This window comes from Magnetofaba australis IT-1 (assembly GCF_002109495.1).
Classification (GTDB): Bacteria; Pseudomonadota; Magnetococcia; order Magnetococcales; family Magnetococcaceae; genus Magnetofaba; species Magnetofaba australis.
Genome location: NZ_LVJN01000021.1, coordinates 18,072 through 45,058, shown reverse-complemented (window position 1 = coordinate 45,058; position 26,987 = coordinate 18,072). Strand labels below are relative to the sequence as shown.

Annotated in this window: 24 protein-coding genes; 4 read left to right on the top strand and 20 right to left on the bottom strand. The window is 63.2% G+C overall.

The genetic code is table 11. The features are described 5' to 3' along the window. The first annotated feature begins 9 nt into the window (after positions 1 to 9). The gene (locus MAIT1_RS19040; protein WP_085446247.1) at positions 10 to 1,326 is read left to right on the top strand and encodes a hypothetical protein; all 1,317 of its coding nucleotides are present in this window, start codon (positions 10 to 12) and stop codon (positions 1,324 to 1,326) included. Between the two features lie 388 nt (positions 1,327 to 1,714). On the opposite strand, the gene MAIT1_RS19030 is transcribed toward MAIT1_RS19040, so the two are convergent. Both MAIT1_RS19030 and MAIT1_RS19025 read right to left on the bottom strand, forming a co-directional pair. Beyond that, entirely contained in the window at positions 1,715 to 2,755 is a 1,041-nt protein-coding gene (locus MAIT1_RS19030) for a polysaccharide deacetylase family protein (RefSeq protein ID WP_085446245.1), read from the bottom strand. A gap of 297 nt (positions 2,756 to 3,052) precedes the next feature. Beyond that, a complete protein-coding gene (locus tag MAIT1_RS19025) occupies positions 3,053 to 3,958 on the bottom strand; it encodes a hypothetical protein (RefSeq protein ID WP_085446244.1) in 906 nt (301 codons plus the stop codon). Between the two features lie 321 nt (positions 3,959 to 4,279). On the opposite strand from MAIT1_RS19025, the gene MAIT1_RS19020 reads away from it, so the two are divergent. After that, a complete protein-coding gene (locus tag MAIT1_RS19020; protein WP_085446243.1) occupies positions 4,280 to 5,464 on the top strand; it encodes a glycosyltransferase in 1,185 nt (394 codons plus the stop codon). A 509-nt stretch (positions 5,465 to 5,973) separates the two neighbouring features. Here MAIT1_RS19020 and MAIT1_RS19015 read toward each other — a convergent pair. The 8 genes from MAIT1_RS19015 to atpH form a co-directional block, all read right to left on the bottom strand. After that, positions 5,974 to 7,140 (bottom strand): glycosyltransferase family 4 protein, encoded by a 1,167-nt coding sequence (locus MAIT1_RS19015; RefSeq protein ID WP_085446242.1) that lies wholly within the window; start codon positions 7,138 to 7,140, stop codon positions 5,974 to 5,976. 217 nt (positions 7,141 to 7,357) lie between these two features. Further along, positions 7,358 to 8,275: a glycosyltransferase family 2 protein gene (locus tag MAIT1_RS19010; RefSeq protein WP_085446241.1), complete on the bottom strand. Its 918-nt coding sequence runs from the start codon at positions 8,273 to 8,275 to the stop codon at positions 7,358 to 7,360. 241 nt (positions 8,276 to 8,516) lie between these two features. After that, positions 8,517 to 9,926 carry a bifunctional UDP-N-acetylglucosamine diphosphorylase/glucosamine-1-phosphate N-acetyltransferase GlmU gene (gene glmU / locus MAIT1_RS19005; RefSeq protein ID WP_085446240.1) on the bottom strand — a complete coding sequence of 470 codons (1,410 nt, stop codon included), beginning with the start codon at positions 9,924 to 9,926 and terminating at the stop codon, positions 8,517 to 8,519. A gap of 405 nt (positions 9,927 to 10,331) precedes the next feature. After that, a complete protein-coding gene (gene atpC, locus MAIT1_RS19000) occupies positions 10,332 to 10,748 on the bottom strand; it encodes an ATP synthase F1 subunit epsilon (RefSeq protein WP_085446239.1) in 417 nt (138 codons plus the stop codon). Positions 10,749 to 10,817: 69 nt separating this feature from the next. Next, on the bottom strand, positions 10,818 to 12,242 hold the full coding sequence (gene atpD, locus MAIT1_RS18995) for a F0F1 ATP synthase subunit beta (protein WP_085446238.1): 1,425 nt from the start codon (positions 12,240 to 12,242) through the stop codon (positions 10,818 to 10,820). Between the two features lie 42 nt (positions 12,243 to 12,284). After that, positions 12,285 to 13,178, bottom strand: a complete 894-nt coding sequence (locus MAIT1_RS18990) for a F0F1 ATP synthase subunit gamma (protein ID WP_085446237.1) — start codon at positions 13,176 to 13,178, stop codon at positions 12,285 to 12,287. 36 nt (positions 13,179 to 13,214) lie between these two features. After that, positions 13,215 to 14,738: a F0F1 ATP synthase subunit alpha gene (gene atpA / locus MAIT1_RS18985; RefSeq protein WP_085446236.1), complete on the bottom strand. Its 1,524-nt coding sequence runs from the start codon at positions 14,736 to 14,738 to the stop codon at positions 13,215 to 13,217. 6 nt (positions 14,739 to 14,744) lie between these two features. Beyond that, complete coding sequence (gene atpH / locus MAIT1_RS18980) at positions 14,745 to 15,284, bottom strand: ATP synthase F1 subunit delta (protein WP_158089623.1); 540 nt, start codon at positions 15,282 to 15,284, stop codon at positions 14,745 to 14,747. A 301-nt stretch (positions 15,285 to 15,585) separates the two neighbouring features. On the opposite strand from atpH, the gene MAIT1_RS18975 reads away from it, so the two are divergent. Beyond that, positions 15,586 to 16,122, top strand: a complete 537-nt coding sequence (locus tag MAIT1_RS18975; protein WP_158089622.1) for an FxsA family protein — start codon at positions 15,586 to 15,588, stop codon at positions 16,120 to 16,122. Positions 16,123 to 16,392: 270 nt separating this feature from the next. On the opposite strand, the gene MAIT1_RS18970 is transcribed toward MAIT1_RS18975, so the two are convergent. The 10 genes from MAIT1_RS18970 to MAIT1_RS18925 all read right to left on the bottom strand — a co-directional run bounded on the left by MAIT1_RS18970 (position 16,393) and on the right by MAIT1_RS18925 (position 25,804). Further along, the gene (locus tag MAIT1_RS18970; protein ID WP_085446233.1) at positions 16,393 to 17,013 is read right to left on the bottom strand and encodes an L-threonylcarbamoyladenylate synthase; all 621 of its coding nucleotides are present in this window, start codon (positions 17,011 to 17,013) and stop codon (positions 16,393 to 16,395) included. A 207-nt stretch (positions 17,014 to 17,220) separates the two neighbouring features. After that, positions 17,221 to 17,733 carry a 5-(carboxyamino)imidazole ribonucleotide mutase gene (purE, locus tag MAIT1_RS18965; RefSeq protein WP_085446232.1) on the bottom strand — a complete coding sequence of 171 codons (513 nt, stop codon included), beginning with the start codon at positions 17,731 to 17,733 and terminating at the stop codon, positions 17,221 to 17,223. Positions 17,734 to 17,807: 74 nt separating this feature from the next. Then, a complete protein-coding gene (gene purD / locus MAIT1_RS18960) occupies positions 17,808 to 19,121 on the bottom strand; it encodes a phosphoribosylamine--glycine ligase (protein WP_085446231.1) in 1,314 nt (437 codons plus the stop codon). A 140-nt stretch (positions 19,122 to 19,261) separates the two neighbouring features. Next, the gene (locus MAIT1_RS18955; RefSeq protein ID WP_085446230.1) at positions 19,262 to 19,465 is read right to left on the bottom strand and encodes a YgaP family membrane protein; all 204 of its coding nucleotides are present in this window, start codon (positions 19,463 to 19,465) and stop codon (positions 19,262 to 19,264) included. 81 nt (positions 19,466 to 19,546) lie between these two features. After that, positions 19,547 to 20,203: a hypothetical protein gene (locus MAIT1_RS21930; RefSeq protein WP_085446229.1), complete on the bottom strand. Its 657-nt coding sequence runs from the start codon at positions 20,201 to 20,203 to the stop codon at positions 19,547 to 19,549. Between the two features lie 142 nt (positions 20,204 to 20,345). After that, the gene (gene purH / locus MAIT1_RS18945; protein ID WP_085446228.1) at positions 20,346 to 21,944 is read right to left on the bottom strand and encodes a bifunctional phosphoribosylaminoimidazolecarboxamide formyltransferase/IMP cyclohydrolase; all 1,599 of its coding nucleotides are present in this window, start codon (positions 21,942 to 21,944) and stop codon (positions 20,346 to 20,348) included. 228 nt (positions 21,945 to 22,172) lie between these two features. Next, entirely contained in the window at positions 22,173 to 23,417 is a 1,245-nt protein-coding gene (locus MAIT1_RS18940) for an RsmB/NOP family class I SAM-dependent RNA methyltransferase (RefSeq protein ID WP_085446227.1), read from the bottom strand. A gap of 3 nt (positions 23,418 to 23,420) precedes the next feature. Next, on the bottom strand, positions 23,421 to 24,521 hold the full coding sequence (locus MAIT1_RS18935) for an AI-2E family transporter (protein ID WP_085446226.1): 1,101 nt from the start codon (positions 24,519 to 24,521) through the stop codon (positions 23,421 to 23,423). 40 nt (positions 24,522 to 24,561) lie between these two features. Then, positions 24,562 to 25,104 carry a L,D-transpeptidase gene (locus MAIT1_RS18930; RefSeq protein WP_085446225.1) on the bottom strand — a complete coding sequence of 181 codons (543 nt, stop codon included), beginning with the start codon at positions 25,102 to 25,104 and terminating at the stop codon, positions 24,562 to 24,564. Continuing rightward, positions 25,097 to 25,804, bottom strand: coding sequence for a Bax inhibitor-1/YccA family protein (locus MAIT1_RS18925; RefSeq protein WP_085446224.1), 708 nt, complete (start codon positions 25,802 to 25,804; stop codon positions 25,097 to 25,099). Before MAIT1_RS18925 ends, MAIT1_RS18930 begins: the two co-directional genes overlap by 8 nt. Positions 25,805 to 26,081: 277 nt before the next feature. Here MAIT1_RS18925 and dapA point away from each other — a divergent pair, with 277 nt between their 5' ends. Then, on the top strand, positions 26,082 to 26,960 hold the full coding sequence (gene dapA / locus MAIT1_RS18920) for a 4-hydroxy-tetrahydrodipicolinate synthase (RefSeq protein WP_085446223.1): 879 nt from the start codon (positions 26,082 to 26,084) through the stop codon (positions 26,958 to 26,960). The last annotated feature ends 27 nt before the right edge of the window (positions 26,961 to 26,987 follow it).

The window sequence follows — 26,987 nt, the reverse complement described above, 5'->3', positions numbered from 1 at the left end:
CGCCGCCCGATGCACAACGCCAAATCGATTCTGACCATCCTGGGAATCCTGATGCTCTTCGGCGCCCACGCCGTCCACGCGGAAACCCTGCTGCGCATCAGCCAGAGCCTCCCGGCGCACCAGAGCACCGTGGAACCGCAGGGGGTCATTACCCTGACCTTTGATCAACCGATCCCGCCCGGCGTGTCGCTCACCACCAACATCAATGACCGCGAGTGTCTGAATATCGAGAACATTCAGGTATCGACGACCAATTTCGCCTACTGCGTGCAGATGAAGGCGCAACCCAAGCTCTCGCCGGATCGTCGTTCGCTCACCCTGGAGCCCCTCGCTTGGGAGTCACAGTCGCGCTACCTCATGCGTCTGGTCGGGACCAAAAAGCTGTTGCAGGCGGGCGTTCGCCTGGATAACAAGTGGCTTGGGCGGTTTCGCACCGTCGGTCAGGATCTCACCCGCTGCGCGCCCGGCGCGGGAGGATATCGAACGCAACACTTCGCCACACCGCCATCGGACGCCAAACCGATCAAGACGCACATTGTGGTTTTGAGCGATGATTATGCGCTCAAACACACCTTTCCGCTGCGTCGCACGTGGGCCAACGGCTCGCGCGATCGCGCCTTCTTCAAGCTCTGTCCGGCGCCTGTGGGCAAGAATGGCAAACCCGACTGGGCGTCCTATGAGTTCAATGCGTGCATGGCGCCGCTGCTGATTGAGGATCTGAACCGGGAGTTCGCGCCGCTGGCGGCGGGAGAGTTTCAACGCTTTCAGCTCAGCGCCTACACCGTCGCTTGCGCCCCCAAGGCCATGCGCGCGTTGGATCATGCGCAACGCAACCAGCAGTTTGAAGCCATCCAGAACGCCCCGTACATCCTCAACGACCATCTCAATGTGGTCATCGGCTACTCGGGCCGCCAAGTGGGGGGCTTCTCCCTACCTGATCAGCCGATCTCTGAGAAGAGCGCGGGCGTGGTGGTGGTGGATGGCGGCGGACGTTACGACATGCCCATCGTGCATGAGGTTGGCCATCTGGTGGGTTTTCCCCATCTGGTGGGGGCGCGAAACTTTGACGTGATGCGCACCCTGTGCGGCAAGCCGGTGCGCTTTCACTCGTTGCGCGAAGATCAACGCTCTTGTGAGGCCAATATCATGGGAACCTGGCGCCTCAAGGGGTGCCCCAAGCTCAGTTTTGGCGATATCCGTTTTGACACCAGCACGCACAAGCAGATGCTGTCGGATATTTTCGGCTGCTGGCTGACCCAGTTTGACCAGGGGGAATTCTCAAGCGCGCAAGAGTCTGGCTCGCGGGGCAAGCATGTGACGAATTGATTGCCTGCCGGGTGTTTCGGGGAAGTCTGGGGGAGACGGCCCCCTCACGCACACACTTTATTGTCTTTCCTTGGCTTGGAGTTCTACGGCATTCGCTCCTGTCGGCTGCGCCGACATATCGCTCACCACCGTTTCCCGTTTTCCTCCGTGCTGGCTCAACGCCCTCAGCTTCCCTGATTGCTTCTTCTGGCTCCAACCTTGTTCAATGGGGAAACGGCTGAAAGACTCAAGATCGTGGGGCTTTGCCCCACACCCCATGAGGGCGCCGCCCTCAACCCGCCAGGGCGCCGCCCTGGACCCGCTGGGGGCAGCGGCCCCCAGACCCCGCCTCCGGCCAGCCGGAGGCCAATAGTCAGCGCCAGCTCGGACTGTGTCACGCACACACTGTTTATTTCGCGGCAGGCTCGCCTACATGCTCCTGCGCCAGCTCCGCCATCTGCGGCGCAGGCTTGCCCCCCACATCCTCAATAAACCAGCGGATGTATTCGCCCAATCGGCCCAGGAACGCCGCCAGCTCCTCCTCGTCCCGCACATACGGCGTGTTGCCCGTCGCCAAACTCGGCGAATGCAAACTCACCGTCACCACCCGCTCCCCACATCCCAGCAGATGCCGCGTCATACGCTGCATCTCGCCCAGATCATACCCCTCCGGCGACAGCCGCATGCGCGCCATGGCCCGACTGCGATCCAGCAGTGGCGTCAGTTTGAGCATCTGACCCAACGGCGATTCGCACGCATGCTGCAATGCTGGCCCCCATCCGCCCAGCCAACCCGCATAGCCGCCACTGGTGGGCAGACACAACAGACGCCGCCCTTCGCCACCGGAGAAAGTAAACGGCGCCGAGGGAAAACGCGCATAGTCCGGGCCGCCGTCGGCGCTCTGATCAAACCCCGGCGACGGGCTCAAATCCACCCGATAGCCCAGCTCTCCCAGCAAATGCGCCGTATGGGGACCGAAGCCATAGCGTCCTGCTTTGTACACCGTGGGGCGCTGGCCGAAATTCTGCGTGATGGCGTCGGTCAGATGCATCAGTTTGGCGCGCTCCAACGCCAGCGGCAGATTGCCCGGATAGGCATTGCGGGCGTTGACCTCTTCGTCAAACGGCGGCGTCACCCACGGATGCAGATGCGCGCCAATCTGCGCCCGCCCCGTTTGCAACAGGGCGCGCAGGGGTTCGTATCCAGCGGGCTGCGCAGCGACGGGACCATCCACCACGTAGCAGGGAGCGATGCCGTAAGGGTCACACAGGGCTTGCAGTCGGTCGGCGTGGGCCAGATGGGAGACATCGGTGGCGGCGCGGGTGAAGGGGGCGTTCCAGTCGAAGGACTCTTCGGTGTCCACCACAATGGCCAGACGCGGCGCAGCGGAGGCGTCGGCAGGGACGGGCTGCATATCGGGGTACCAACTGAGCGGATCAAAATTCGACATAAGAAAAGGCCTCAAACGAAGCGCAGGAGGGAAAGCCCAGTTAGGTGGAAATCTATTGCGAGTCAAAACCAAAACTGCACTGAACGGCCAATGTTTGCGTGACGTAGATTCGGCTTGCGCTGACTATTGGCCGCCGACTGGTCGGCGGCGGGGTCTGGGGGCCGCGCCCCCAGCGGGTCGAGGGCGGAGCCCCGTGGGTCCAGGGCAAAGCCCTGGTGGGGTTTGGGGCGAAGCCCCAATATCTTTCAGCTTCCAAATATCTTAACCATCACCGTCAGCTTCCGCACAACGCAACCATCACAGATCCAGCGTCATGCGTTCAGTATACAGATAGCTGCATTGCGCTTCAGTGACTCCCTCTTGCAGGCGCAATCCGGCGGGCGTTCCTCCCAGCTCCCGTTGCAGGGTGAACGCGGGCGTGGCGGGCAAGAATCGGCTCTCGATGTGGGAGGTGGCGATGCCTTCGCGCCACAGCAGATGGCGCGCCCAGGCGTTGCGATAGCGTAAAAAGCGCAGCGGATCGCTGATGTAGAGGATCTCCGCCGAGGGCAGACGTTTCCACACCCGGCGCTTATAGATCACATAACACCAGTTGCCCACACCGCCGCCCAACAGGGCGTGACGCAGCCAGGGATAATCACGATGATCGCGGTAAGCGTCGCGTTCGGCCTCGGGCATCAACTGATCGAGCATGGCCGCGTCGCGCTCCACCCAGCCACCGTGTTCATTGCGCTTGAATAGTTTCAGCAGCCCCGACTTGCTGGGGTTGTGCGCCTTGAGTAGCGGCAGGTGCGGCAGCACGATTACCGACGGCGCCACACAGGTGAGTTTGAGCAGGCGATAGATCTTCTCCACCAGGGGGCTGGGCGTGGTGCCGATGATGGTGGCGTCCGGCTGCGCCAGAGCCGCCTTGAGCAGCCCCAGGCTCATGGGCGCATGGCTCTCCAGAACGCGCCAACTGGTCACATTGCAGAAACTCCGCAGCTGCCCCTCCACCCGGCGCTGATGGTGAATCGCCCCCAGCGCGCCGACGATTTCGCCATTATCCTCCAGCATGAAGCCGTGATTGGGGGCATCGCGCAGCCAGTGCGGGGCCAGCGCCGCGCGCCACTGCGCCTCGCTCAGGTCGCTGTTCAGATGCTGATGCCAGAACGCGCATGCGCGCGGCAGGTCGTCCGGGGTGATGGGTCCGATACGGGCCATGGGATTCGATGTCAGATCCGAGTGGAAAGCGTTTCGCCAATTGGGCTTTTACGCTACGGTGATTGTTCCGGGAAGGCAATTGGCTATTTGAATCATCATGTGTTTTGGACGATGAAAGATATTGGGGCTTCGCCCCAAACCCCATGAGGGCGCTGCCCGGGACCCGCCAGGGCGTTGCCCTGGACCCACGGGGCGCCGCCCTGGACCCGCCAGGCCAATCGGGACAAATCCGATTTCCCTGGACCCTCGTTAATTTTGAACAGCGCGTTGGCCGCTCTGTTCTTGCCAACTTACTCCGTTTGCCGGGATTTCGATTGGCGTATGGCAAAGCAGACTCAACCACCCATTATCGCCTTTGCGCCCCACGCCTGGGACGACCGCTGGCTGTCGCGCCAGCAGTTGCTCACCCGCATGGGCGCGCGCGGCTGGCCCGTGCTCTACAGTTACGGTCCCCTCAGCCTGTGGGATCGCGGCGGACATCTGTGGAACAGCGCCCCCTGGCTAGGCCGCTTTAAGCAACAGGACAACGTCTGGCTCGATCAACCGGGCCGCTGGCCGCCGCGCTGGCCCAAACATCCCGCCTGGGACCGCTGGGCGCAGCGTCGCCACATGGCGCGCATGGCGTCGCTGTTTCCCGACCAGCGCGATGACTTGACCCTGATGCTGTTCCACCCCCGCTTCTGGCCCTATGTGGAGCGGCTCAAACCGCGCCGGGTGCTGTATCACGTCTACGACGTCTATTCGGCCATGGATCAATGGAACTCCGAACTGGAGCAGTGGCAGCGCCAACTGGTCCAACGAGCGGATTTGATCACCACCTCGTCACCGGCCATGGCGGCGCATCTGCCGGGGGATGGTCCGCAGCGAGCCCGGGTGCTGAACAATGGCGCGGACCCGGCGCCGTTCATCGCCGCGCAGGGGTGTGCGTGTCCGGCGGATTTGGCGGCGATTCCGAGCCCGCGCATTGGCTATTTGGGCACGGTGAACAGCAAGCTGGATCTGGAGATGGTTCTACATGTGGCGCGTACTGAGCCGACATGGCAGTGGGTGTTTATCGGCCCGGTGATGCTGGATGGACAATCCGAGCGCGACCGGGCGGCGCGGGGGTTGTGGGAGCAGTGTCGGGCGCTGCCTAACGTGCATGTGCTGGGGGCCAAGGCGCGGGATGCGGCGCCGGCGTATGTGCAGCATATGGATGTAAACGCCATCTGCTACCGGGTGAGCGGGGATGATTGGGTGGCGCATGGCTACCCGGTGAAATTGCATGAGTATTTGGCGGTGGGCAAACCGGTGGTGGCGGGGCCGCAGACGGTGATTGTAGAGGAGTTCAGCCATGTGGCGGCGACGCCAAGCACGCCGGAAGCGTGGCGGCAGGCGTTGGGCGAGGCGTTGGAGGCGGGCGGCGTGGGCACGCCGGAACTCAGAAGGGCGACGGCGTTGCAGAACACATGGGATCAGCGGGTGGACCAGTTGGAGGGGTGGTTGGTGGAAGCCAGCCAGAAGTAACAGTGTGTGCGGGAAAGAAGGCGAGCTATAGCAAGTCTAACCGAGAATCGGACATGTTCGGTTTTTGGATAATGAAAGATATCGAGGGCTCCGCCCTCGAGCTCCCTAAAACCAAACCGTGATTCGGGCTATCCTTGGCCCTCACCCTTCGGGCTCGCTACGCGAGTCCGATTTGGCAACCCTGCCAAATCGTGGGGCGCCGCCCCACACCCCGCTGGGGTCGCGGACCCCAGGCCCCGAAAAATCGGGCCAATAAATGTCCCGATTTTCCACATTTTCGTTTCGCGCCAAATGTCCAGTTTTGGTTTCGATTTACTATAGCGCTATGTCAGGCGCCAAACTGCCAGAGGCGATTTGTCGAGGTCCAGGAGGCTGGCCGCCTGGCGGGCGCCCGGCGGCGCCCTGGACCCGCTGGGCGCAAAGCCTCCAGACCCGCCTCCGACCAGCCGGAGGCCCATAGACAGCGCCAGCTCGGACTGCGTCACGCACACACTGTTTGACTCCCCAGGTCATAGATGCTGCCTGGCCTGCTCCTTTGCAAACGCCAGGATGCGCGCCACCCGGGCCTGCCACGCATACTGCGGAATCTCCTCCAGCGCCTTGGCCGCCAGCCGCTGCGCCAACGCCGAATCATCCAGCAGCGCCGCCATCCCCTCCGCCAACGCCGGGCCGCTATCGGGCGCCACCAGCCACGCATTCTCCCCATGCCGCAACACCGTGCGCAGCGCAGGCAGGTCAGAGGAGAGAATCACCCGGCCAGCGGCCATATACTCAAACATCTTCATCGGCGACATCCACTCCGCCGTCGCCCCCTCGCGGCTGTAGGGCATCAGCAGCACATCCGCCGCCCACAGGTAGTCGGGAATGCGCCCATTCTCCACAAAGCCGCTGAACAGCACGTTCTCCAACTTCAGATGCTCAATCTCGCGCCGACGCTTGGCCAGGTCGCTGTCCATCCCCCCCACCAGCAGGAAGTCCACATGGGGTAGCCGCTTGGCCGCCTCAAAAATCTCTTCGACTCCGCGTTTTTCATATAGATGGCCGCAATAGACCGCCAGCGGACGCGCGGGATTCAGCCCCAGCTTCTCCCGCGCCGCGCGTCTGTCCAACGGATTGGCGAAGCGCTCCAGATCCACCCCGTCGGGCTCCACGATCATCTTATGCGCGGGCACTCCAGCGGCGATCATGCCGTCAGCCAGGGGCTGGGAGATGGTCACCACCCCCAGCATGCGCGGATCCTGGGTGGCGCGCAGGAAGTTGCTGCGTTCCGGCTCGCGGGCGGGGACGTTGTGTCCCTCCATGATGGTGGGGATGCCCCGAGCGATGGCGTAGCGGGGGAAGTTGTAATTGCGTGAGAAGATGAGATCAAAACCGCGCAAACGGCAGTACCAGGAGGCGACGTGGTAGAACACCGGCATCAGCCAGCCATGGCGTTCATACTCCCAGTGGTAGAAGGGGAACGCGCGCATGGGGAAGGGGCGTTGCAGGCCGTAGAACTGCGCCAGTTGCTCGGGGTCCAGTCCGGCGCGCCAGGTGGCAGGGAAGACGTTGACGACGAATTCGAACGACTGCGCGGCATTGGCCCAGGCCTGGGCGTTTTTCATGATCTGCACCGCATGGGCGCGGCGATTGTTGTTCAGCTCCAGACCGATGACGTAAGCGATTTTCTGAAACATGGGCCGCCCGAAGCCAAAAGAGAACCGAACCCGCACAATTGTGCATGCATGCGCGGAGGGAAACTAACGAGGGTCCAGGGAAATCATTTCCCTGGCGGGTCGAGGGCAGAGCCCTCGTGGGTGCAGGGCAAAGCCCTGCCGGGTCCAGGGCGGCGCCCTGGTCGGGGTCTGGGGCGAAGCCCCAGTATCTTTCAGCATCCCAAATCAGTCCAAGGGCCTACCGTCGTCCGCCCTTATCCACAATCAGATGCGCCAGGATGCCGAAGAAGATGGTCTGCATGCCGAACAGGGTGAGCCCCAGCACCAGATTGACGTGCTGAATGGGTTTGGCGCCGGAGCCCCAAGCCCAGTCGAAGAACTCCCAAATGCCGATGAGGGCGCCCGGCAGCAGAAAGGCGAAACCGATGGGGGCGAACACTTTGAGCGGTCGCACCGCCACCAGCACCATGAAGATCTGCGGCAGCACTTTGAAGGGGTATTTGAAGCTGATGAAGGACTTGCCCGTGACCCGCTTGCGGAACGCCACCGGCACATGGGCGAAGCGCATCCCCTTGCGGTAGGCGTCCACCAGAATCTGCTGGGTGTAGTTGTAGTCGCCGGGCATGTAGAACATGCCGGTGAAGACCCGATGCACGGCGAAGATGCCTGGTTGGCTATCCTTGAGGGGCCATTTGGTGAGCCAGCGCATCAGGCCGGTGAAGACCCGGTTGCCCACTTTACGCACCAGCGGCATGGCGTACTCAATGCGCTCAAAGCGATTGCCATACACCACATCGGCCTCATCGTCGCGGATGGGCTGAATCAGCGGCAGAATGTCGTTGGGGTCGTGCTGCAGGTCGGCATCGAACTTGACCGTGATGTCGGCGCCGTCGTTGTGGGCGGCGGTCAGGCCGGTGCGCACCGCCGCGCCCAAGCCTTGATTGACCCGGTGGCGCAGCACCCGGTCGGCGCCTGCGTTCTCCGCCAGTTGGCGGGTGTCGTCGGCGGAGCCGTCATCCACCACGAAGATGCGCAGATCCAGCCCTTTCTCTTTGTATTCGGGCTTCAGATCCACCAGCGCCGCAACGGTGTTGCCAATCATCTCGGCTTCGTTGTAGGCGGGGATGATGATGGTGATGCGCAATTTTCGCTCCATGCCGCGCCGCTCCACTGGTGGATTTCTGATGATGGGGGATGGTGTTTGGAAGATGAAAGATATTGAGGGCTGCGCCCTCAAACTCCCCTAACACCGTGGGGCGCTGCCCAGTATTGTTAGATACGGCTTCGCCTATGGCCGCTGGGGGCGCGGCCCCCAGACCCCGGAAAAGCTGGCCATAAATGTCCAGCTTTTCCCCTTTTCTATTGTGCGAACTCTCGCAGCCGAGCGCTAGGGGGATTTATTTATTCTTCTTCAATGTCGCCCGGCGTTTGGCCGCCCACCCTTCAGTCACCCGCTGTCCCACGCGACTGGTGGCCAGCGCATCGCCCGGCACGTCCTTGGTGATGGTGCTGCCCGCGCCCACATAGGCGCCGTCGCCCAACGTCACCGGGGCCACCAACTGCGTGTCGGAGCCGATGAACACGCCATCGCCCAAAGTGGTCTTGTGCTTGTTCACCCCATCATAGTTGCAAGTGATGGTGCCGCAACCGATATTGCAGTTCTTGCCAATCTCCGCATCGCCCACATAGGCCAGATGCGGCACTTTGCTGCCTTCGCCCAGGTGGGTCTTCTTCAGCTCGACGAAATCGCCCACCTTGATGTTGGCCTCCAGCACCGTGCCGGGGCGCAAGCGCGCAAACGGGCCGATGCTGCCGGGCCCCTTGGCCACTGCGCCATCCACATGGCAATAGGCGTGCAGCACCGTGCCGGGACCGAGATCGGCGTTGCGTATCTCGCAGTAGGGGCCGATGACGCAGCCTTCGGCGATGGTCACATTGGGACCGATGATCACCCCAGGGGCGATCTGCGTATCGCGGCCAATTTTGGCGTCGGCGGCGATCCAGCAGGAGCCTGGATCGATGAAGCTGACGCCATCCATCATCAGGCGCTCGGTGAGGCGATTGCGGAACGCCGCGCCCAACTGCGCCAACTGCACGCGATTGTTGATGCCGGAGAGCTCCATGCCGTCGTGGTGGCAGAACGCCCCCGCCAGACCGCTGCCGGAGCCTTCGCGATGCTCGCTGTTGGCCATGGGCACGATGTCGGTGAGATAGTATTCGCCCTGGGCGTTGTCGGTGGAGAGCTGCGACAGCCAGCCGGGCAGACGCGCGGCGTCCACACAGTAGGTGCCGGAGTTGATCTCATTGATGGCGCGGGTCTCGGTGTCGGCGTCCTTCTCCTCGACGATGCGCTCCAGATTGCCCAGCTCGCCGCGCACCATGCGGCCATAGCCAGTGGGGGGATTCTGCATGCAGGAGAGTACGGTGACCGGATGGCCGCCGCGGCGATGCAGGTCCAGCAGTCCAGTGAGGGTTTCGGTGCGGATCAGCGGCACGTCGCCATTGAGAATGAGCAATTCGCCCGAGACTTCGCCCAGCGCCGTCAGGCCGCACTGTACGGCGTGGCCGGTGCCCAGTTGCGGTTCCTGGGTGACGAAGCTGACGTCATCAGCGGCCATGGCGGCGCGCACCTGATCGCCACCGTGGCCCACCACCACCACGATGCGGCTGGGGTTGAGTCCGCGCGCGGCGTCCAGCACATGGGCCAGGAGGGGTTTTTCCGCCAGGGGGTGCAGCACTTTGGGCAGCTCGGATTTCATGCGCGTGCCCTTGCCTGCGGCCAGAATCAAAACGGCGCAATCGGCCATGAGAAGCTCCTAAATGTTGAATAAATCGAGTAATTATCAAGCAATTTCATAACGCCAACACAGTGCGAACACACTCAATGGAATCTGAACAGGCCCATTAACAGAACAAAGCCAAACTAACGAGGGTCCAGGGAAATCATTTCCCTGGCGGGTGCAGGGCAGAGCCCTGCCGGGTTGAGGGCGGAGCCCTCATGGGTCCAGGGCAAAGCCCTGGCGGGTCGAGGGCGGCGCCCTCGTGGGGTCTGGGGCGAAGCCCCAGTCTCTTAAATCTTCCACGCAGATATGGCAACTGCTTGAATCGGGAACGATACTATAAGGAGGCGTTCTATCGCGCAACGCGCGGGCATAAAAAACGCCGCCCTGAATCGCTTCAGGGCGGCGTTGAATCACATCATATCGAGCCGCTTAGCTGTAACGCTTGGCGGCGGCGGCGATCTGCGCCTGATGGAAGGCGGCGCGATCACAGGCGTCGGCATGCTCATAGCCTTCGCAAGCGCTGTCGTTCATGCGCTTTTCTGCTTCGGACAGCGCGATCTCCGCTTCGTCCAGATCCACCTCGGTTCCCAGGGTGGCCTTGTCGATGAGCAGGGTCACGCGATCGGGACGCACCTCGGCGAAGCCCTTGGAGACGGCGATGTACACCGAATCATCGTCCTGGCCCACGCGCACCACACCGCTCTTGAGGGTGGTGATCATGGGCACGTGGCCGGGGATCACGCCAAAGTAGCCCTCACTGCCGGGCACGGTCACAATCTGCACATCTTCGGAGTAGATCACCTTTTCGGGGGTGATCAACTCCAGCTCCACGGAAACGCCGACCATGGAATCCTCCTGAATTCAAACCGCGCTGTGCGCGATCAAGGGCATGTAACGCCGGGACGGAAGCGCCGATTAGGCGTCAGCCGCCATCTTCTCAGCCTTCTCTTGCACTTCGGCCATGTTACTGACCATGTAGAAGGCGCCTTCGGGCAGGTGGTCGTACTTACCGGCGATGAGATCCTTAAAGCCCTTGATGGTGTCTTTGAGGGACACCAGCACGCCTTTTTGACCGGTGAAGGCCTCGGCGACGTGGAAGGGCTGGGAGAGGAAGCGCTGGATCTTACGCGCGCGGGCCACCACCAGTTTGTCCTCTTCGGAGAGCTCGTCCATACCCAGAATGGCGATGATGTCCTGCAGCGACTTGTAGGTCTGCAGAATACGCTGAACTTCACGCGCCACATCGTAGTGCTCCTGGCCCACGATCTGCGGGTCGAGGATGCGCGAGGTGGAGTCCAAGGGGTCCACCGCCGGGTAGATGCCCATCTCGGCGATGGAGCGCGACAACACGGTGGTGGCGTCCAAGTGCGAGAAGGCGGTGGCCGGGGCCGGGTCGGTCAAGTCGTCGGCGGGCACGTAGATGGCCTGCACCGAGGTGATGGAGCCGTCCTTGGTGGAGGTGATGCGCTCTTGCAGCTCACCCATGTCGGTGGCCAGGGTGGGCTGATAACCCACCGCCGAGGGGATGCGGCCCAACAGCGCCGACACCTCGGAGCCCGCCTGGGTGAAGCGGAAGATGTTGTCGATGAACATCAGCACGTCCTGACCGCCATGGTCACGGAAGTACTCGGCGATGGTCAGACCGGTCAACGCCACGCGGGCGCGGGCCCCGGGGGGCTCGTTCATCTGACCGTAAACCAGAGCCACTTTGGAGTTCTCCGGTTTGTCGGGATCGATCACGTTGGACTCGATCATCTCGTGGTAGAGGTCGTTGCCCTCACGGGTGCGCTCACCCACGCCGGCGAACACCGAGAAGCCGCCGTGACCCAGGGCCACGTTGTTGATCAGCTCCATGATGAGCACGGTCTTACCCACGCCCGCGCCGCCGAACAGGCCGACTTTACCGCCTTTGGCGTAGGGGGCGAGCAGGTCAATCACCTTAATGCCTGTCTCGAGGATCTCGGTCTCGGTGGATTGACGGGAGAACTCGGGGGCTTCGCGGTGGATGGCCCAGGAGTCTTCGGCGCCCACCGGACCCTTTTCGTCGATGGGGTCGCCCACCACGTTGAGGATGCGGCCCAGGGCTTTGTTGCCCACCGGCACTTTGATGGGGGCGCCGGTGTCGGACACCGTCTGACCGCGGACCACGCCGTCGGTGCTGTCCATGGCGATGGCGCGCACGGTGTTCTCACCCAGATGCTGCGCCACTTCCAGAACCAGGCGATTGTCGCCGTTGGTCAGGTGCAGGGCGTTCATGATGGCGGGCAGATCGCCGTCGAAGCGCACGTCGATGACCGGGCCGACGACCGAAATAACCTGTCCAGTGCTGGTTTCACTCATGGGATAGAACTCCGTTGCGTTACGTATCGACCGCGATGCGGATTAGTTTTTCAGGGACTCGGCGCCGCCGATGATCTCCATCAGCTCGGTGGTGATCGCCGCTTGGCGCGTCCGGTTGAATTTGATGCGCAGTTTGCGAATCATCTCGTTGGCGTTGCGCGAGGCGCTGTCCATGGCGGTCATGCGGGCGCCGTGCTCGGAGGCTTCCGACTCCGCTTGCGCCTGATAGATCTGCATGGACAAGTTGCGCGGCAGAATGGCCTCGAGGATCTCTTCCTCCTCGGGCTCATACATGTAGCTGGCCGCCGCTTCGGTCTCCGCGCCCTCTTCCGGCTGATCCACCGGCGCCGGGATGAGCTGACGCCAAGTCAACTCCTGGCTCATGGCCGACTTGAAGGTGTTGAACACGATGTAGCAGGCGTCAAACTTATCTTCATTGAAGGCTTTGACCAGCTCGCGACCCACTTCCTTCTCCAGGTATTCGAAGGTCATGTGCCGGGAGACGTCGGTGTGCACTTTGCGAATCAGCTTGCCATATTGACGCTTGAGCACGTCATGGCCTTTACGGCCCACGCAGGTGAGGGAGACTTGCAGACCCTCAGCTTGCAGACGGGCGATGCGCTCGCGCGTCGAGCGGATGATGCCGCTGTTGAAGCTGCCGCACAGACCGCGATCGGCGGTGAACACCACCAACTCGATGCGCTTATGCTCGCCGGGGCGACCGATGAGCAGGGTCGGCGCGCCGGGATTGTCGAGCATCGACGGCGCCAGCGAGCTGACCATGCGGTTCATGCGGCTGCTGTAGGCGCGCGATTGCACCGCGCGATCCGTTGCGCGGCGAAGTTTAGCGGCGGAGACCATTTTCATGGCCTTGGTGATCTGCCGGGTATTGGTAACCGACTTGATCCGACCGCGCAGGGCTTTCATATTGGCCATTGGCCTGAGCTCCTATGGTCGAGGTTGCCGTTTCGCTTAGGCCAGGAAGTCGGCGATGATGGACTTCAGGGCGTCGGCCAACGACTTTTCGATCTCGTCGGTCAGCTTGCCTTCGCTATCGATCTTGCTCACCACAGCCGCGTGCTTGGCGTGCATCTGCTTCAAGATCTCGGCTTCGGCGGCGGGGATGCGATCCACCGGGCAGTCGTCGAGGAAGCCTTTGGTGCCGGCGTAGAGCACGATCACCTGCTCGGGCATGGACTGGGGCGCATACTGGGGCTGCTTGAGCAGCTCCATCAGACGCTTGCCGCGGTGCAGCAGCTTCTGGGTGGCCGGATCCAGGTCGGAGCCGAACTGGGCGAAGGCGGCCATTTCGCGATATTGGGCCAGGTCCAGACGCAGGGTGCCGGCCACCTGTTTGGTGGCTTTGAGCTGCGCGGCGCCGCCCACGCGGGAGACCGACAGACCCACCGAGATGGCGGGACGCAGACCGGAGTAGAACAGGTCGGACTCCAGGAAGATCTGACCGTCGGTGATGGAGATCACGTTGGTCGGGATGTAGGCGGAGACGTCGCCATCCTGGGTCTCGATGATGGGCAGGGCGGTGAGCGAACCGGCGCCTTGCTCGTCGTTGAGTTTACACGCGCGCTCCAGCAGGCGCGAGTGGATGTAGAAGACGTCGCCGGGGTACGCTTCGCGGCCCGGAGGACGACGCAGGATCAGGGACATCTGACGATAGGCCACGGCCTGCTTGGAGAGGTCATCATACACGATCAAGGCGTGCATGCCGTTGTCGCGGAAGTACTCGCCCATGGCGCAGCCAGTGTAAGCGGCCAGGAACTGCATGGGGGCGGGATCCGACGCGGTGGCGGCCACCACGGTGGTGTACTCCATGGCGCCGTGCTCTTCCAGGGTCTTCACCACCTGGGCCACGGTGGAGCGCTTCTGACCGATGGCCACATAGATGCAGTAGACCGGCTTATCGGTGTCGTGGGTGCGCTTCTGGTTGATGATGGCGTCGATGGCCACGGCGGTTTTGCCGGTCTGGCGGTCGCCGATGATCAACTCGCGCTGGCCGCGGCCGATGGGCACCAGGCAGTCCAGGGCCTTGATGCCGGTGGCCAGAGGCTCATGCACCGATTTGCGGGGGATGATGCCGGGGGCTTTGACTTCGGCCAGACGACGCTCGCTGGTTTCGATCTCGCCTTTGCCGTCCACGGCGTTGCCCAGGGCGTCGACCACGCGACCCAGCAGGGGCTTGCCCACGCCGACGTCGACGATGCGGCCGGTGCGCTTGATGACGTCGCCTTCGGCGATGCCGATGACGTCGCCGAACACCACGATGCCGACATTGTCCTCTTCGAGGTTCAGGGCCATGCCTTCGGCGCCGTTCTCAAAGGCGACCAATTCGCCGGCCATGACGTTGTCCAGACCGTAGGCGCGCACGATGCCGTCGCCAACGGCGATGACGTGGCCGACCTCGGAGACTTCCGGCTCTTTGCCGTAGTCTGCGATCTGTTGCTTGAGGATTCCGCTGATTTCCGCGACGCTGATGGTCATCGGCCCTTATCCTTTCATGATCTCTTTGAGTCGGTGCAACTGATTGCGCACGGAGTAGTCCATCATTACGCTGCCCACCTGAACCACCAGGCCGCCCAGCAACTCGGGCTTCTCTTCCAGCTCCAGCTCGACTTGCTTGCCGGTGGCTGCCGAGAGGGAGGCGCCGAGGGCGTCGCTTTGACGCTTGAGCAGGGCTTTGGGCGTTTGCACGCGCACGGCGATTTTGCCAGCGCGGGCGTCCAGATCGCGCTGGTAAGCGGCGACGATATCCGAGAAGATGTTCATGCGACGCTTATCGAGCAGCAGGCGCAGGAAGTTCGCGCTCACCGGTTGCGGCTCGGCTTTGTCGATGTAGGTGGTCAGCGCGGCGTGTTGTTCGCTCTTGGCGGCTGTGGGGTTGGTCAGCAGCTGCGCGAAGGCGGGGGTCTCAGCGATCAACTCATTGAACTGAGCCAGATCCTGTCCCACGACTTCCAGCGCGTTCTGTTCTGCGGCCAGCTCCGCCAGGGCCGACGCATAGCGTTTGGCGATGGTGCTATCGTGCACGGCGATGGTCCTTACGCGACAAAGTGAAGCGGCGGCTTCGCCGGAAAGGGGCGAAACCAAAACCCGAACTGTTTACCATTCCTGGCCTGTAAGATCAATGTTTGAGCCGATTTTTGCGCGAGTTTTTGCCGATTTGAAAAAATGTCCGCAATCACTGATGGTGTTCTTTATCGGGCAAAGCAATGATATATAAGAAGTTTATAATATACTGCTTTGCAGGCCCTTGTCAGCGTCGCGTTGGGATGTGTCCAATGGCGTCATGCAAATGGCTTATGCACGTGGGTTCTGATGGGAGATGAGCGTGGGAAAAATCCTGGTTTGGTTGTTTACAGGGCTGATCATATTCGAGATCTGGCTGATGATCCAGGTGGGCGGAGAGATCGGCGCGGGCAATACGATTCTGGCGATGTTTGGCACCGCCATCATCGGCGTGGCGTTGGCCCAGCGCGAGGGGATGAAGACGCTGGTGACCATGCAGGAGCGTCTGGCGCGGCAGGAGACGCCGGGCAAGGAGATGGTCGACGGCGTAATGCTGCTGTTGGCGGGGGTGTTTCTGATTCTGCCCGGCTTCTTCACCGATACATTGGGCTTCTTGATGGTGTTTCCGTTCACCCGCGCGCCCATTCGTATCTGGTTGATGAAGCAGTTCCGCGCCGGATTGGCTTCTGGCAGTGTACGCGGATCGTTCCACGCCAGCCGTACGGTCAGTCGCCCGGCCTCGGAGACGGTGGTGGATGGCGAGGTGCTGCGCTCTGACGAACAGGCGGCGGGCTCTGATGTGCGGCGACTGCCCCATGGGAGCGAGGAGCCGCGGCGCGGGCCGGGTGAGGATTCTTGATCAGTTCTCTATGCGGTTGAATGTAAACTTTGGCATTGGCGATTTTGAAAATGAAAGATATCGAGGGCTCTGCCCTCGAGCTCCCAACTGCCACCCCATGGGCTCCGCCCATACCCGCTGGGGGCGCGGCCCCCAGACCCCGCCTCCGGCCAGCCGGAGGCCAATAGTCAGCGCTAGCTCGACCAGCATTACGCAAACATTGGCCGTTTTGTACAGTTTTGGTTGCGCCTGGTTAGCGTTGGTGCGCCCGCGAGACTCCGCGTCCGCACTCTAGCCCTGAATGGCTTGGTGAAGTTCCGCGTGGGTCAGGGCGCCTTGGCGCAGGATGGTCACGCCCTGGGCGTCGGCGCGGGCGATGGTGGAGGGGGGCGCTTGGGGGTGGTCCGCGCCGGGAATCAGGGCCGCCAGCGCAGCGCCCCACTGCGCCTGCATCTGCGCCGGAGTGAGCAGATCCGCGCCGCTGGGGTTGGCGCTGGTGGAGACCAGCGGTCTGCGCCACTGCGCCATCAACTGCGTCACAATTGGGTGCGGCGAGATGCGCACCGCGACTTCGCGCGCGCCCTCGGGGCCGCGCAGATCGCCGGTGATGCGGTCGGATAGGTGCGGCGCGGCGGGGAGGAGCAGAGTCAATGGACCAGGCCAGAAGCGTTGCATCAGGCGGCGCGACGGCGCGTTGATGCGCGCCGCCACCCGCGCCAGGGCGGCGGTGTCGGGCAGCAGAAGAATCAACCCTTTGCCTGCGTTGCGCCCTTTGAGGGCAAGCAGGCGCTTGAGCGCGACGGGATTGAACGGATCGACGCCCAGACCATGGACGGTTTCAGTGGGGTAGGCGATGACGCCGCCTGTCTGCAGGGCTGAGACGGCAAGGGAGATCTCGTCAGACATCGCCATAGGTGGAAGATCCTTTTTCCAAACCGGCTGCCAATTCCGTTGCAGTGCGCAGAGCTTGCAGAGGTGCGCGAAAGACAAACTAACGAGGGTCCAGGGAAATCATTTCCCTGGCGGGTCGAGGGCGGCGCCCTCGTGGGGTCTGGGGCGAAGCCCCAGTCTCTTATATTCCCCCAGATTTTTCCGTCATTTATCCGTATTGATCGCCCCTTACAGCTCGTCCATCTTCTTTTGCAAAGCGCGATCCTTGGCCTCCACGGCGGCGACCATCTCACGACGGGACTCCACCATGCGGGCGGCCAGATCCTCATCGGCCAGCGCCAGAATCTGCGCGGCGAAGATGCCCGCATTCTTGGCTCCAGCCTTGCCGATGGCCATGGAGGCCACCGGGATGCCGCCGGGCATCTGCACGGTGGAGAGCAGCGCGTCCATGCCTTTGAGATCGGTGGCCGAGAGCGGCACGCCAATCACCGGCAGGGTGGTCTCAGACGCGGTGACCCCCGCCAGGTGCGCTGCGGCGCCCGCGCCGACGATGAACAGCTTGACGCCGCGCGCAGGGGCGTTCTTGACGTACTCGTGGGTGCGCTCGGGGGTGCGGTGAGCGGAGGTGACGATCATCTCAAACGGGATGTCGAAGCTCTTTAGGCTGCGTCCGGCCTCTTTCATGACGTCGAAGTCGGAGTCGGAGCCCATCATAATGGCCACTTTCGGGGAGTCGGACATGGGTTCGGTTCCTCGAGAATTTGGGTAATCGTTACAGGGTTGAATTGTGGTGGGAGCAGCCGCGCAAAGGCGCGTTACTCCAAACCGGCCTCTTCCAGTTCGGCGGCTTCCTCCTCTTCGCGGGCCACGGCGCGGTGGCCGATGTCGCGACGGTAGTACGCCTCTTTCCATTCGATGCGGCGCACGGCGGCATAGGCCGCTTCGCGGGCGCCGGTGACGCCTTTGCCCAATGCGGTGACGCCCAGCACGCGGCCGCCATCGTTGATGATGCGTCCGTTCTGGCGCTTGGTGCCCGCATGGAACACCACGCAGTCTTCCATCTCCGCCACCGCGTCCAGGCCGTCGATGGTCTGGCCTTTCTCATAGGCGTTGGGGTAGCCGTTGGAGGCCATCACCACACATACGGCGGCGCGCTCGTCCCACTCGATCTCCTGCCCCTCCAGCTCGCCGCGGGCGGCGGCCAGCAGCACCGGGACCAGATCCGACTTCATGCGCATGAGCAGCGGTTGGCACTCGGGATCGCCAAAGCGGGCGTTGAACTCCAGGGTCTTGATGCGGCCATCGTCGATCATCAGACCGGCGTAGAGGATGCCCTGGAAGGGGCGTCCTTCCGCCACCATGGCGCGGGCGGTGGGCAGCATCACCTGATCCATGGCGCGACGCACCATCTCGGCGTCCAGCACCGGCGCGGGCGAGTAGGCGCCCATGCCGCCGGTGTTGGGGCCGGTATCGCCTTCGCCCACGGCTTTATGATCCTGCGATCCGGCCAGAGGGACCACGGTTTCGCCATCGACAATGGCCAGGAAGGAGGCCTCTTCGCCTGCGAGAAACTCCTCCACCACCACCTCATCGCCAGCATCGCCAAACTCGCGCTTGACCATGATGCGATCGAGGGCGTCCATGGCTTGGGAGATGGTTTGACACACCACCGCGCCTTTGCCCGCGGCCAGCCCGGAGGCCTTGATGACGATGGGGGCGCCCTGAATGCCGACGTAGGCTTTGGCGGCCTCGGCGTCGGAGAAGGTGCGATGTTCGGCGGTGGGGATGTTGTATTTGGCGAACAGGGACTTCATGAAGGCTTTGGAGCCTTCGATCTCGGCGGCGGCCTTGGAGGGGCCAAACACCAGCAGACCACGGGCGCGCAGGGCGTCGGCCAGGCCCAGCACCAGCGGCAATTCGGGGCCGATGACGGTCAGGTCGATATCCTTCTGCACGGCGAATTCGGTGAGCGCATGCACGTCGTCCACGGAGATGTTGACGCACTCGGCATGTTGCGCGATGCCCGGGTTGCCCGGGGCGCAGTAGATCTTCTCCACCAGCTCGGATTGGGCGATTTTCCACACCAGGGCGTGTTCGCGCCCGCCGCCGCCAACCACCAGAATGTTCATGCAGTCGTATCCTCGCGCCATGTCTCGCCGGGTGAGCGGCGGGTGAGAGTAAAAGGGAGGGGCCGGGTGTTGTCACGGCCCGCCGCAAATGAAAAGCCCCGCAGTGAGCGGGGCCGTTTTCATGCGGTCGCCAGGGGCCATTATGACGCTTTGGCGTCCCCTGCGTCACAGGTTTTAATCCCCAGCAGGGTGTAAGCGGGGCAGAATTTGATCAGGCCGGTGAGCAGCGGCACAACGCCGATGTAGCCCCAGGGGCCGACAATGCCCATCACCGCCAGCGCGATCAGCGCCGCGCCCGCCACAATCCGCAAAATCCGGTCGATACCGCCAACGTTGCAATTCATCGCCAATCTCCAGTTCAGTCTGCAGGGAATAGGGAGGAGACGCGCCAATACGCGCTCACGCTCTAACAGACAGTGAGCGGATCAATTGGTTGCAGTCGATTGCATCGCCAGAGCGTTCTTTTTGGCCAGCTCTTGGTAAAAGTCGGCGCGCTCCACATTGATGGCCACGCCATAGCGGCTGCGACGGAAGATGTCGTCAAGAATGTGCGCCGAGACGATGGAGCCCTCTTTGGCGGCGCTATCGAGCAGGTTGACGCCATAGTTCTTGTCGGTTTCAACGCCGATGCCCTTGAGGAAGCAGAGCCCCATCAGGCCGCGGTTGGCGCCTTCAAGCAGCTGCGGGATATTGCGTTGTTGCACTGGCGCGGCCAGGGCGCAGATCTGCTTCATGGGCGCCGAGCGCAGGCCGACGAAGCTGCTGCCCGCCGGTCCTTGCACCAAGGCGGTCACCAGGGGGTTGAGCACCCAGTTCTGACCGCCGTGGTAGGCTTTTTCATAGTAGGCCACGCCGTTGTTGTAGGCGATATCACAGCTCTTGTCGCCCAGTTTGCCGGTGAGGTAGCAGTGGCCGACAGCGGCTTGCGCCATGGCGTTGCCGCCCACCGCCTGGGAGACGATGGCGTCCCAGTTGGCTTGCTCTTTGGCCCACTCCATCACGCTGTGCGCATCGGCTCGAGCCTGGGTGGTCAGGAGGCTCAGCAACACGGCGGAGCACAGGGCAATCCAACGCTTAGTCATAATCAATCACCCAGTTGGCCAAAGTATTTTCAGAGGCTTGGGAAAAAAGGATAAAACAGAGCTTCATGCAGCGACGAACGCGCCAGCCGGGCCAGAATAGGGGCGCCCGGCTGGCGCTGTCAAGATGGCTGGAAGGCGGGCTTTAGTGGCGGAAGTGGCGCATGCCGGTGAACAGCATGGCCATGCGATGTTCGTTGGCGGCGGCGATCACCTCTTCATCGCGCATGGAGCCGCCGGGCTGAATCACCGCCGTGGCGCCCGCTTTGGCGGCGGCGTCAACGCCGTCGCGGAACGGGAAGAAGGCGTCCGAGGCCAGCACGCTGCCGGCGATGGGATTCTCTTTTTGTCCGGCGTTGCGAGCCGCCTCCTGCGCCTTCCACACGGCGATGCGGGAGCTGTCCACGCGGCTCATCTGCCCGGCGCCGACGCCGATGGTGCGGTCGCCTTTGCAGTAGACGATGGCGTTGGATTTGACGTGTTTGACGATCTTCCAGCCAAACAGCAGATCCTTCATCTCCTGCTCGGTGGGGGCGCGTTCGGTGACCACTTTCAGGTCGCCGTCGTTGAGCATCTTGAGGTCGCGATCCTGCAGCAGCAGGCCGCCGGTGACGCGCTTCATATCCCACGGGTTGCGCTTTTGCGCGCCGCCCAGAGTGGGCAGGCGCAGAATGCGCAGGTTCTTCTTGGCGGCGAACGCCTCCAAGGCCCCGCCGGTGTACTCCGGGGCGATGATCACCTCGGCGAACATGGCGGTGATCTCTTTGGCCAGGACCTCGTCCACGGTGGCGTTGAAGGCCAGGATGCCGCCGAAGGCGGAGATCGGATCGGTGTCGCGGGCCATGCGGTAGGCGGTCAGCAGCTCGGAACTCTGCGCCGCGCCGCAGGGGTTGGCGTGTTTCACCACCACCGCCGCTGGCGAGCTGTCGAACTCCTTGACCAGCTCCAGGGCGCCGTTGGCGTCGTGGATGTTGTTGAACGACAGCTCTTTGCCCTGCAGCTGCTCGGCGTTGGCCAGGGAGGGCTCGTCGCTTTCCGGCTGCTCCACGTAGAAGGCGGCGTTTTGGTGCGGGTTCTCCCCATAGCGCATGGCCTGGGATTTTTTGAACTGCACCGTGTAGGTGTCGGGGAAGCCGCCGGGGCGGCCCTGGCCGTCGAGGCTGGAGAGCCAGTTGGAGATGGCGGCGTCGTAGGCGGCGGTGCGGGCGTAGACCTTTTTCGCCAACTCGGCGTTGAGTTCGTAGGGAGCTTCGCCGCCGTTCTCAGTCAGGGCGGTGAGTACGCGCTCATAGTCCGCCGGGTCGGTGATGACGGTGACCGAGCGGTGGTTTTTGGCCGCCGAACGCAGCATGGAGGGGCCGCCGATATCGATGTTCTCGATGGCCTCTTCCAGGGTGCAGTCGGGGTTGGCCACGGTGGCTTCGAAGGGGTAGAGGTTCACCACCACCATATCGATGGTGTCGATGCCGTGGTCGGCCATCTGCTTTTGATGGTCGGCGTTGTCGCGCAGGCCCAGCAGGGCGCCGTGGACTTTGGGGTGCAGGGTTTTGACGCGACCGTCGAGCATCTCCGGGAAGCCGGTGAAGTCGGAGACGTCCATCACGTCGAGCCCGGCGTCGCGCAGCATTTTGGCGGTGCCGCCGGTGGAGAGGAAGCTGACTCCCAGTTTGGCCAGACCCTCACAGAAGGGGACCAGACCCGATTTATCCGAAACGCTGATCAGGGCGCGTTTAACAGCAGCCATTGGCGACTCTCCAAACAAAAGCGCGGCCAAAAGGCCGCCGAAGTGTATGTGTTTTTGGGTCATTGTTTCTCGGAACGACCCAAAAAGTCCGCAGCGCAAGGCGTGCGCCGATCTAGACATTTACGAGGGTCCAGGGAAATCATTTCCCTGGCGGGTCCAGGGCGGCGCCCTGGTCGGGGTCTGGGGCGAAGCCCCAGTCTCTTCACGCTTTCTATCAGTAGCGCTATATTATTCAGACCTTTGCCACACAGCGGCGAAGAAGCCATCGCTGGATTGATCCTGCGGCGCGGCGCGCAACCAGGGATCGACGCTCTCCTCGCGCCACAATCCCGGCGGCGTCATGCCCGCATGGCGCAAGAGATCCTGCGTCGGCAGCGGCGTCCAGTCGGGGTGCGCGGCGTCGAAGGCGCGCGCTTGCGCTTGATTCTCCGCCGCCAGCAGCGAGCAGGTGGCGTAGACCAGCCGTCCGCCGGGTTTGACCAGTTGCGCGGCGCGCGCCAGCAGTTGCGTCTGCAGCGCCGCCAAGCGGGTAATCTCTTCGGCGCGCAAGCGCCACGTCAGATGCGGTTGTCGCCGTAGTGTGCCCAGTCCGCTACAGGGGGCGTCGACCAGCACCGCATCGGCCTGCTGGCGCCAGGGCGTCAGGGCCGGGTCGTCATCGCCGCCAGTGAGCGGTTGAATCTCTACGCTGCGCGCGCCCGCGCGCTTGAGCCGGGGGCGCATCCTATCCAAACGGTGGGCGTGAACGTCACAGGCGATGATCTTGCCTTGGTCCCCCATCAGCGCGGCCAGATGCAGCGCCTTGCCGCCGCCGCCCGCGCACAGATCGATGATTGTTTGTCCCGCCTGGGCGCCGCACAGGGGCGCTATCAACTGACTGCCCGCGTCCTGAATCTCATACAGCCCATCGGCGAAGGCGCTATCATTTCGCAGATTCCGTCGCGCCGTCAACCGCAATCCGTCGGCGATGCCCGGCAGGGGCGTGGTCTCCACGCCGTCGCGCGCCAACCGCGCCTGCAGCTTGGTCGGGCTGGTGCGCAGCCGATTGACCCGCAAGTCCACCGGCGCGGGCTGCTGCAGCGCCGCCATCAGCGCGGTGAGTTCGGCTTCGTCACGCTCCGCCAGCAGCGCGTCACACAGCCAGTCGGGCAGACTCAAGCGTTGGGCGGTGGTCAGCGCGGGGTCAGGCGGCGGCGCGCCTTCGGCCAGCCATGTCTGCGCACGCTGCGCCAGCGGGGTCAGATCGGCCTGTTCAATCCAATTTTCCAGCGGCGTGGCGGGATCTTCCGCCCACCCAAGCAGACGCAAATGACGCAGCACAAAGTAGCTCAGATCGCCAATGCGGGCGCGGTCGCGCTTGCCCAGCTTGGGGTATTGGCGAAAGAAGCGCCGCAGCAGCCCCTCGGCGCCCTGGTCGCGTTGGCGCAACAGGTGCGCGGCCAGTTCAGCGGCCAGCGGCGGGTCGGAGCGCATGGATCAGGAGGCGGCGGGGGCGTCTGGCGCGGCGGGCGCGTTGTCCGTGCCATCCACCGCCGCAATGCCCGCGTGCACGCTCTTCACCAGCACCGCCAGCGGCACCGCGAAGAACACGCCGATGATGCCCCATAGCGAACCAAACACCAGCACGGCGATGATGATGGTGGTGGGGTGCACCTTGACCGATTCGCCCAGCACCAGCGGAATCAGGATGTTGGCGTCGATGATCTGCAGCACCGCATAGGCCAGAATCACCTGCCCGGCGTCCCAGGTGAGGCCCAGCTCCACCACCGCCAGCACCACCACCGGCACCGTCACCGCGATTACGCCCAGGAACGGAATCAATACCGAAACGCCGGTGAGAATGGCCAGCAGCAGGGCGTAGGGGAACGACATCACCGCAAAGGTGAAGAAGGTCATCGCCCCCAGCAGCATCATCTCCCAGAACTTGCCGCGCAGATAGCCGCCCATGCCCGCATCGGCGTCGGCCAGCACGCGGAACAACAGCGCCCGTTCGCCGGGCAGATACTGCATGTAGGTCTCCTTGAGCTTGCTCTTGTCCATGAGGAAGAAGAAGGCCATGAAGGGGACCAGGAACAGATAGATGACAATGGAGATCAAACCGGGGATGCCGGTGAGCAGAAAGCCCAGCGACTCGGTGGCCAGCTCCTGCAGGCGTTCGGAGACCGCCACCAGCAGATCCTCCACCAGACGCGGATTGACCACGCCTTCGGCCATGGCCACGCCCTGATAGGCCAGTTCACGCATTTTGGCGGTGATGCGGGGGGTCTGCTGCAGCAGATCCGTGACCTGCTGCACCAAAATGGGCGCCAGACCGAAGATCAGCGCCAGCATGCCCAGCACAAACAGCAGGAACACCAGGGAGGCCGCCACTTTGCGGGGAATTTTAATCCGCGTGAGGGGCCGCACCAGCCCTTCGAGCAGGTAGGCCACGAACAGCGCCACCAGCACCGGTCCCAGCGCCGCGCCCAGCAGCCAGATGCCCAGCGCGATCACCGCCAGCGTCGCCAACATGGCGATGACGTCGGGATTGTGCAGGCGCGTCCATTGGCGGGTCAGATAGTTGGACATGCTGGGCATGAGGGATTTCCAGGCCGGTGGGAGCGGTCAAAAAGGCTATTTATGGCAGAATCAACACAGGCGCGCCAGGGCTTTTCAGCCAATCGAACAGGGTCAGGATGTGCTGGCCGCGCATGCGGATGCAGCCATGGGAGGCGGGGATTCCCAGGCGCTCGAGGTAGGGCGTGCCGTGGATGTAGATGTAGCGTTCGAAGGAGTCCACTCCCGGCCCCTGATTGACGCCCGGCTCGGCGCCGCGCAGGCGCAGAATGCGGGTGGTGATGTAATCCTGCGTCTCATCTTCGCTTTCCAGCACCCGCACCGGCAGAGGCTGGCGACCGCGAAACAGACGCCCCAAGGGCTCGCCCGCGCCGATCATATCGCTCACAGAGTGCAGCCCGGTGGGGGTCTGATAGCTGTTTTCCCGGCAGCCGAAGCCGTTGGCGGCGGTGGAGATGACAAAACGCCCTCGCACCCGACCATTCGGGTGGAGGGCGTAGAGCATCTGCGACGCCCCCAGCACCACCAGGGCGGGGCCGGGCCCTGACCAGCCGGAGCTGGTCAGGGTCGCATAGGCCGTGGTGAGATGGTCCTGATCAGTCATCGCCGCCCATGATGCCGAGGATCTGCAGCAGGGAGATGAACAGGTTGAACAGATTGATGTACATGGACAGCGCCGCCGACCCCGGGGGGATGGCCCAGGGTTGGTTCTTGAGCTGCTGGGTCTCCCACACGATGATGCCGGAGAAGATCACCGCGCCCATGGCGGCCATGGCGAACTGCATGGCGCCCGACTGGAACAGGAAGGCGTTGAGCAGACCGCCGACGATGAGCACGATCACCCCCGCCATGAGCATGCCGCCCAGCATGGAGAGGTCACGCTTGGTGGTCAGGGCGTACATGGACAGACCGCCGAAGGCGGCGCCGGTCATGAAGGCGGCCTGGCCGACGATGTGGGACATACCCGCGCCCACGTAGTAGGCGATGATGGGGCCTGCGGAGAAGCCCAGGGCGCTCGCCGCCAGCAGCAGGGTGGCGGTGTTGCGCACGAACGAAGCCAGAATCACCGCGCCTAGGCCGATGAAGCTGACCAGCATGGGGTTCTGCAGGGCGAACGGGCTGTGCATGCCCATCCAGCCGCCGATCACGCCAAACACCATGGACAGCGCCAGGTAGGCGTAGACCTGTTTGAGGTAAGCGGCCGCGTCGGCGGTGAAATCCAGTCCGGCGGCCCGAGCGTCCGCTCGGCCCATCGTCTCGACGCGGGCTGTGGCGCGGGGGTCAAAACCGTGACGATCGTTCACAATAACTCTCCTTTTAGAGGGTAGACAAACACAATAACGAACAAGTGTTTAGCGTAGCGGAAAAGCCGCCTCACCCATTAGATAGGCGGTTTGTGGTTCGATTGCAAGCCAAGCCTGCTTGATGCGGCGATTGATCCCGGCTCGCTTGCCGAACGTGAGCGAAATTTACTTTCCCGTTCGCATCCTTTAGACTGCCGCCGTCTCCAACGATTCCAACGTGTGGTCGATTCGGTTCCGTCGCGCGACGCGCCGAATCCAGCAAATTTTGAGGTGTGCCATGTTTCCAGGCGTGATGTCCGCTTTGATCACTCCCTTCGCCGACGGCGTCTTTGACCGCGACGCCTTTGCCGCGCACATTGAGTACCAACTGGCTGGCGGCGTCGACGGCGTGGTGCCCTGCGGCACCACCGGCGAGTCCGCCACCCTGACCCACGATGAACACAAGACGGTGATCACCGCCTGTATCGAAATCGTCGCCGGTCGAGTCCCGGTGCTGGCGGGCACCGGCAGCAACAGCACCGCCGAATCCGTCGAGCTGACCAAGTTCGCCCAGAGCGCCGGGGCCGATGGGGCGCTGTTAATTACGCCCTACTACAACAAACCGACCCAAGGCGGTTTGATCGCCCACTACAAGGCCGTGGCCGAAGCGGTGGAGCTGCCCATCGTGCTCTACAACGTGCCCGGACGCACCGCCCTGAACATGCTGCCGGAGACCGTGGCGCAACTGTCGGATCTGCCCAACGTGGTGGCGATCAAAGAAGCCACCGCCAATATGGAGCAGTGCAGCAACATTCACCGTCTGTGCGGCGATAAGATCTCGCTGATCTCCGGCGATGACGCCACCTTCCTGCCGTTTTTGAGCATTGGCGGCTCCGGCGTGATCTCGGTGGCCTCCAATCTGGATCCCAAGCGCATGAGCGCCATCTACGAGCATTGGAACAAAGGCGAGATCGCCCAGGCCCGCGCGGTGCACGAGGAGCTGCTGATTCTCAACAATCTGCTGTTCTGCGAAACCAGCCCGATCCCGGTCAAGGCCGCGGTCTCCATGCTGGGCTTCTGCCGCGACGAGCTGCGTCTGCCGCTGCTGCCCATGAGCGACGCCCCGCGCGCCAATCTGCGTGATGAGTTGACGCGCCTGGGGCTGCCGCTCAAGTGAGGGCATGGGCGCACAGCGGTCATGCGG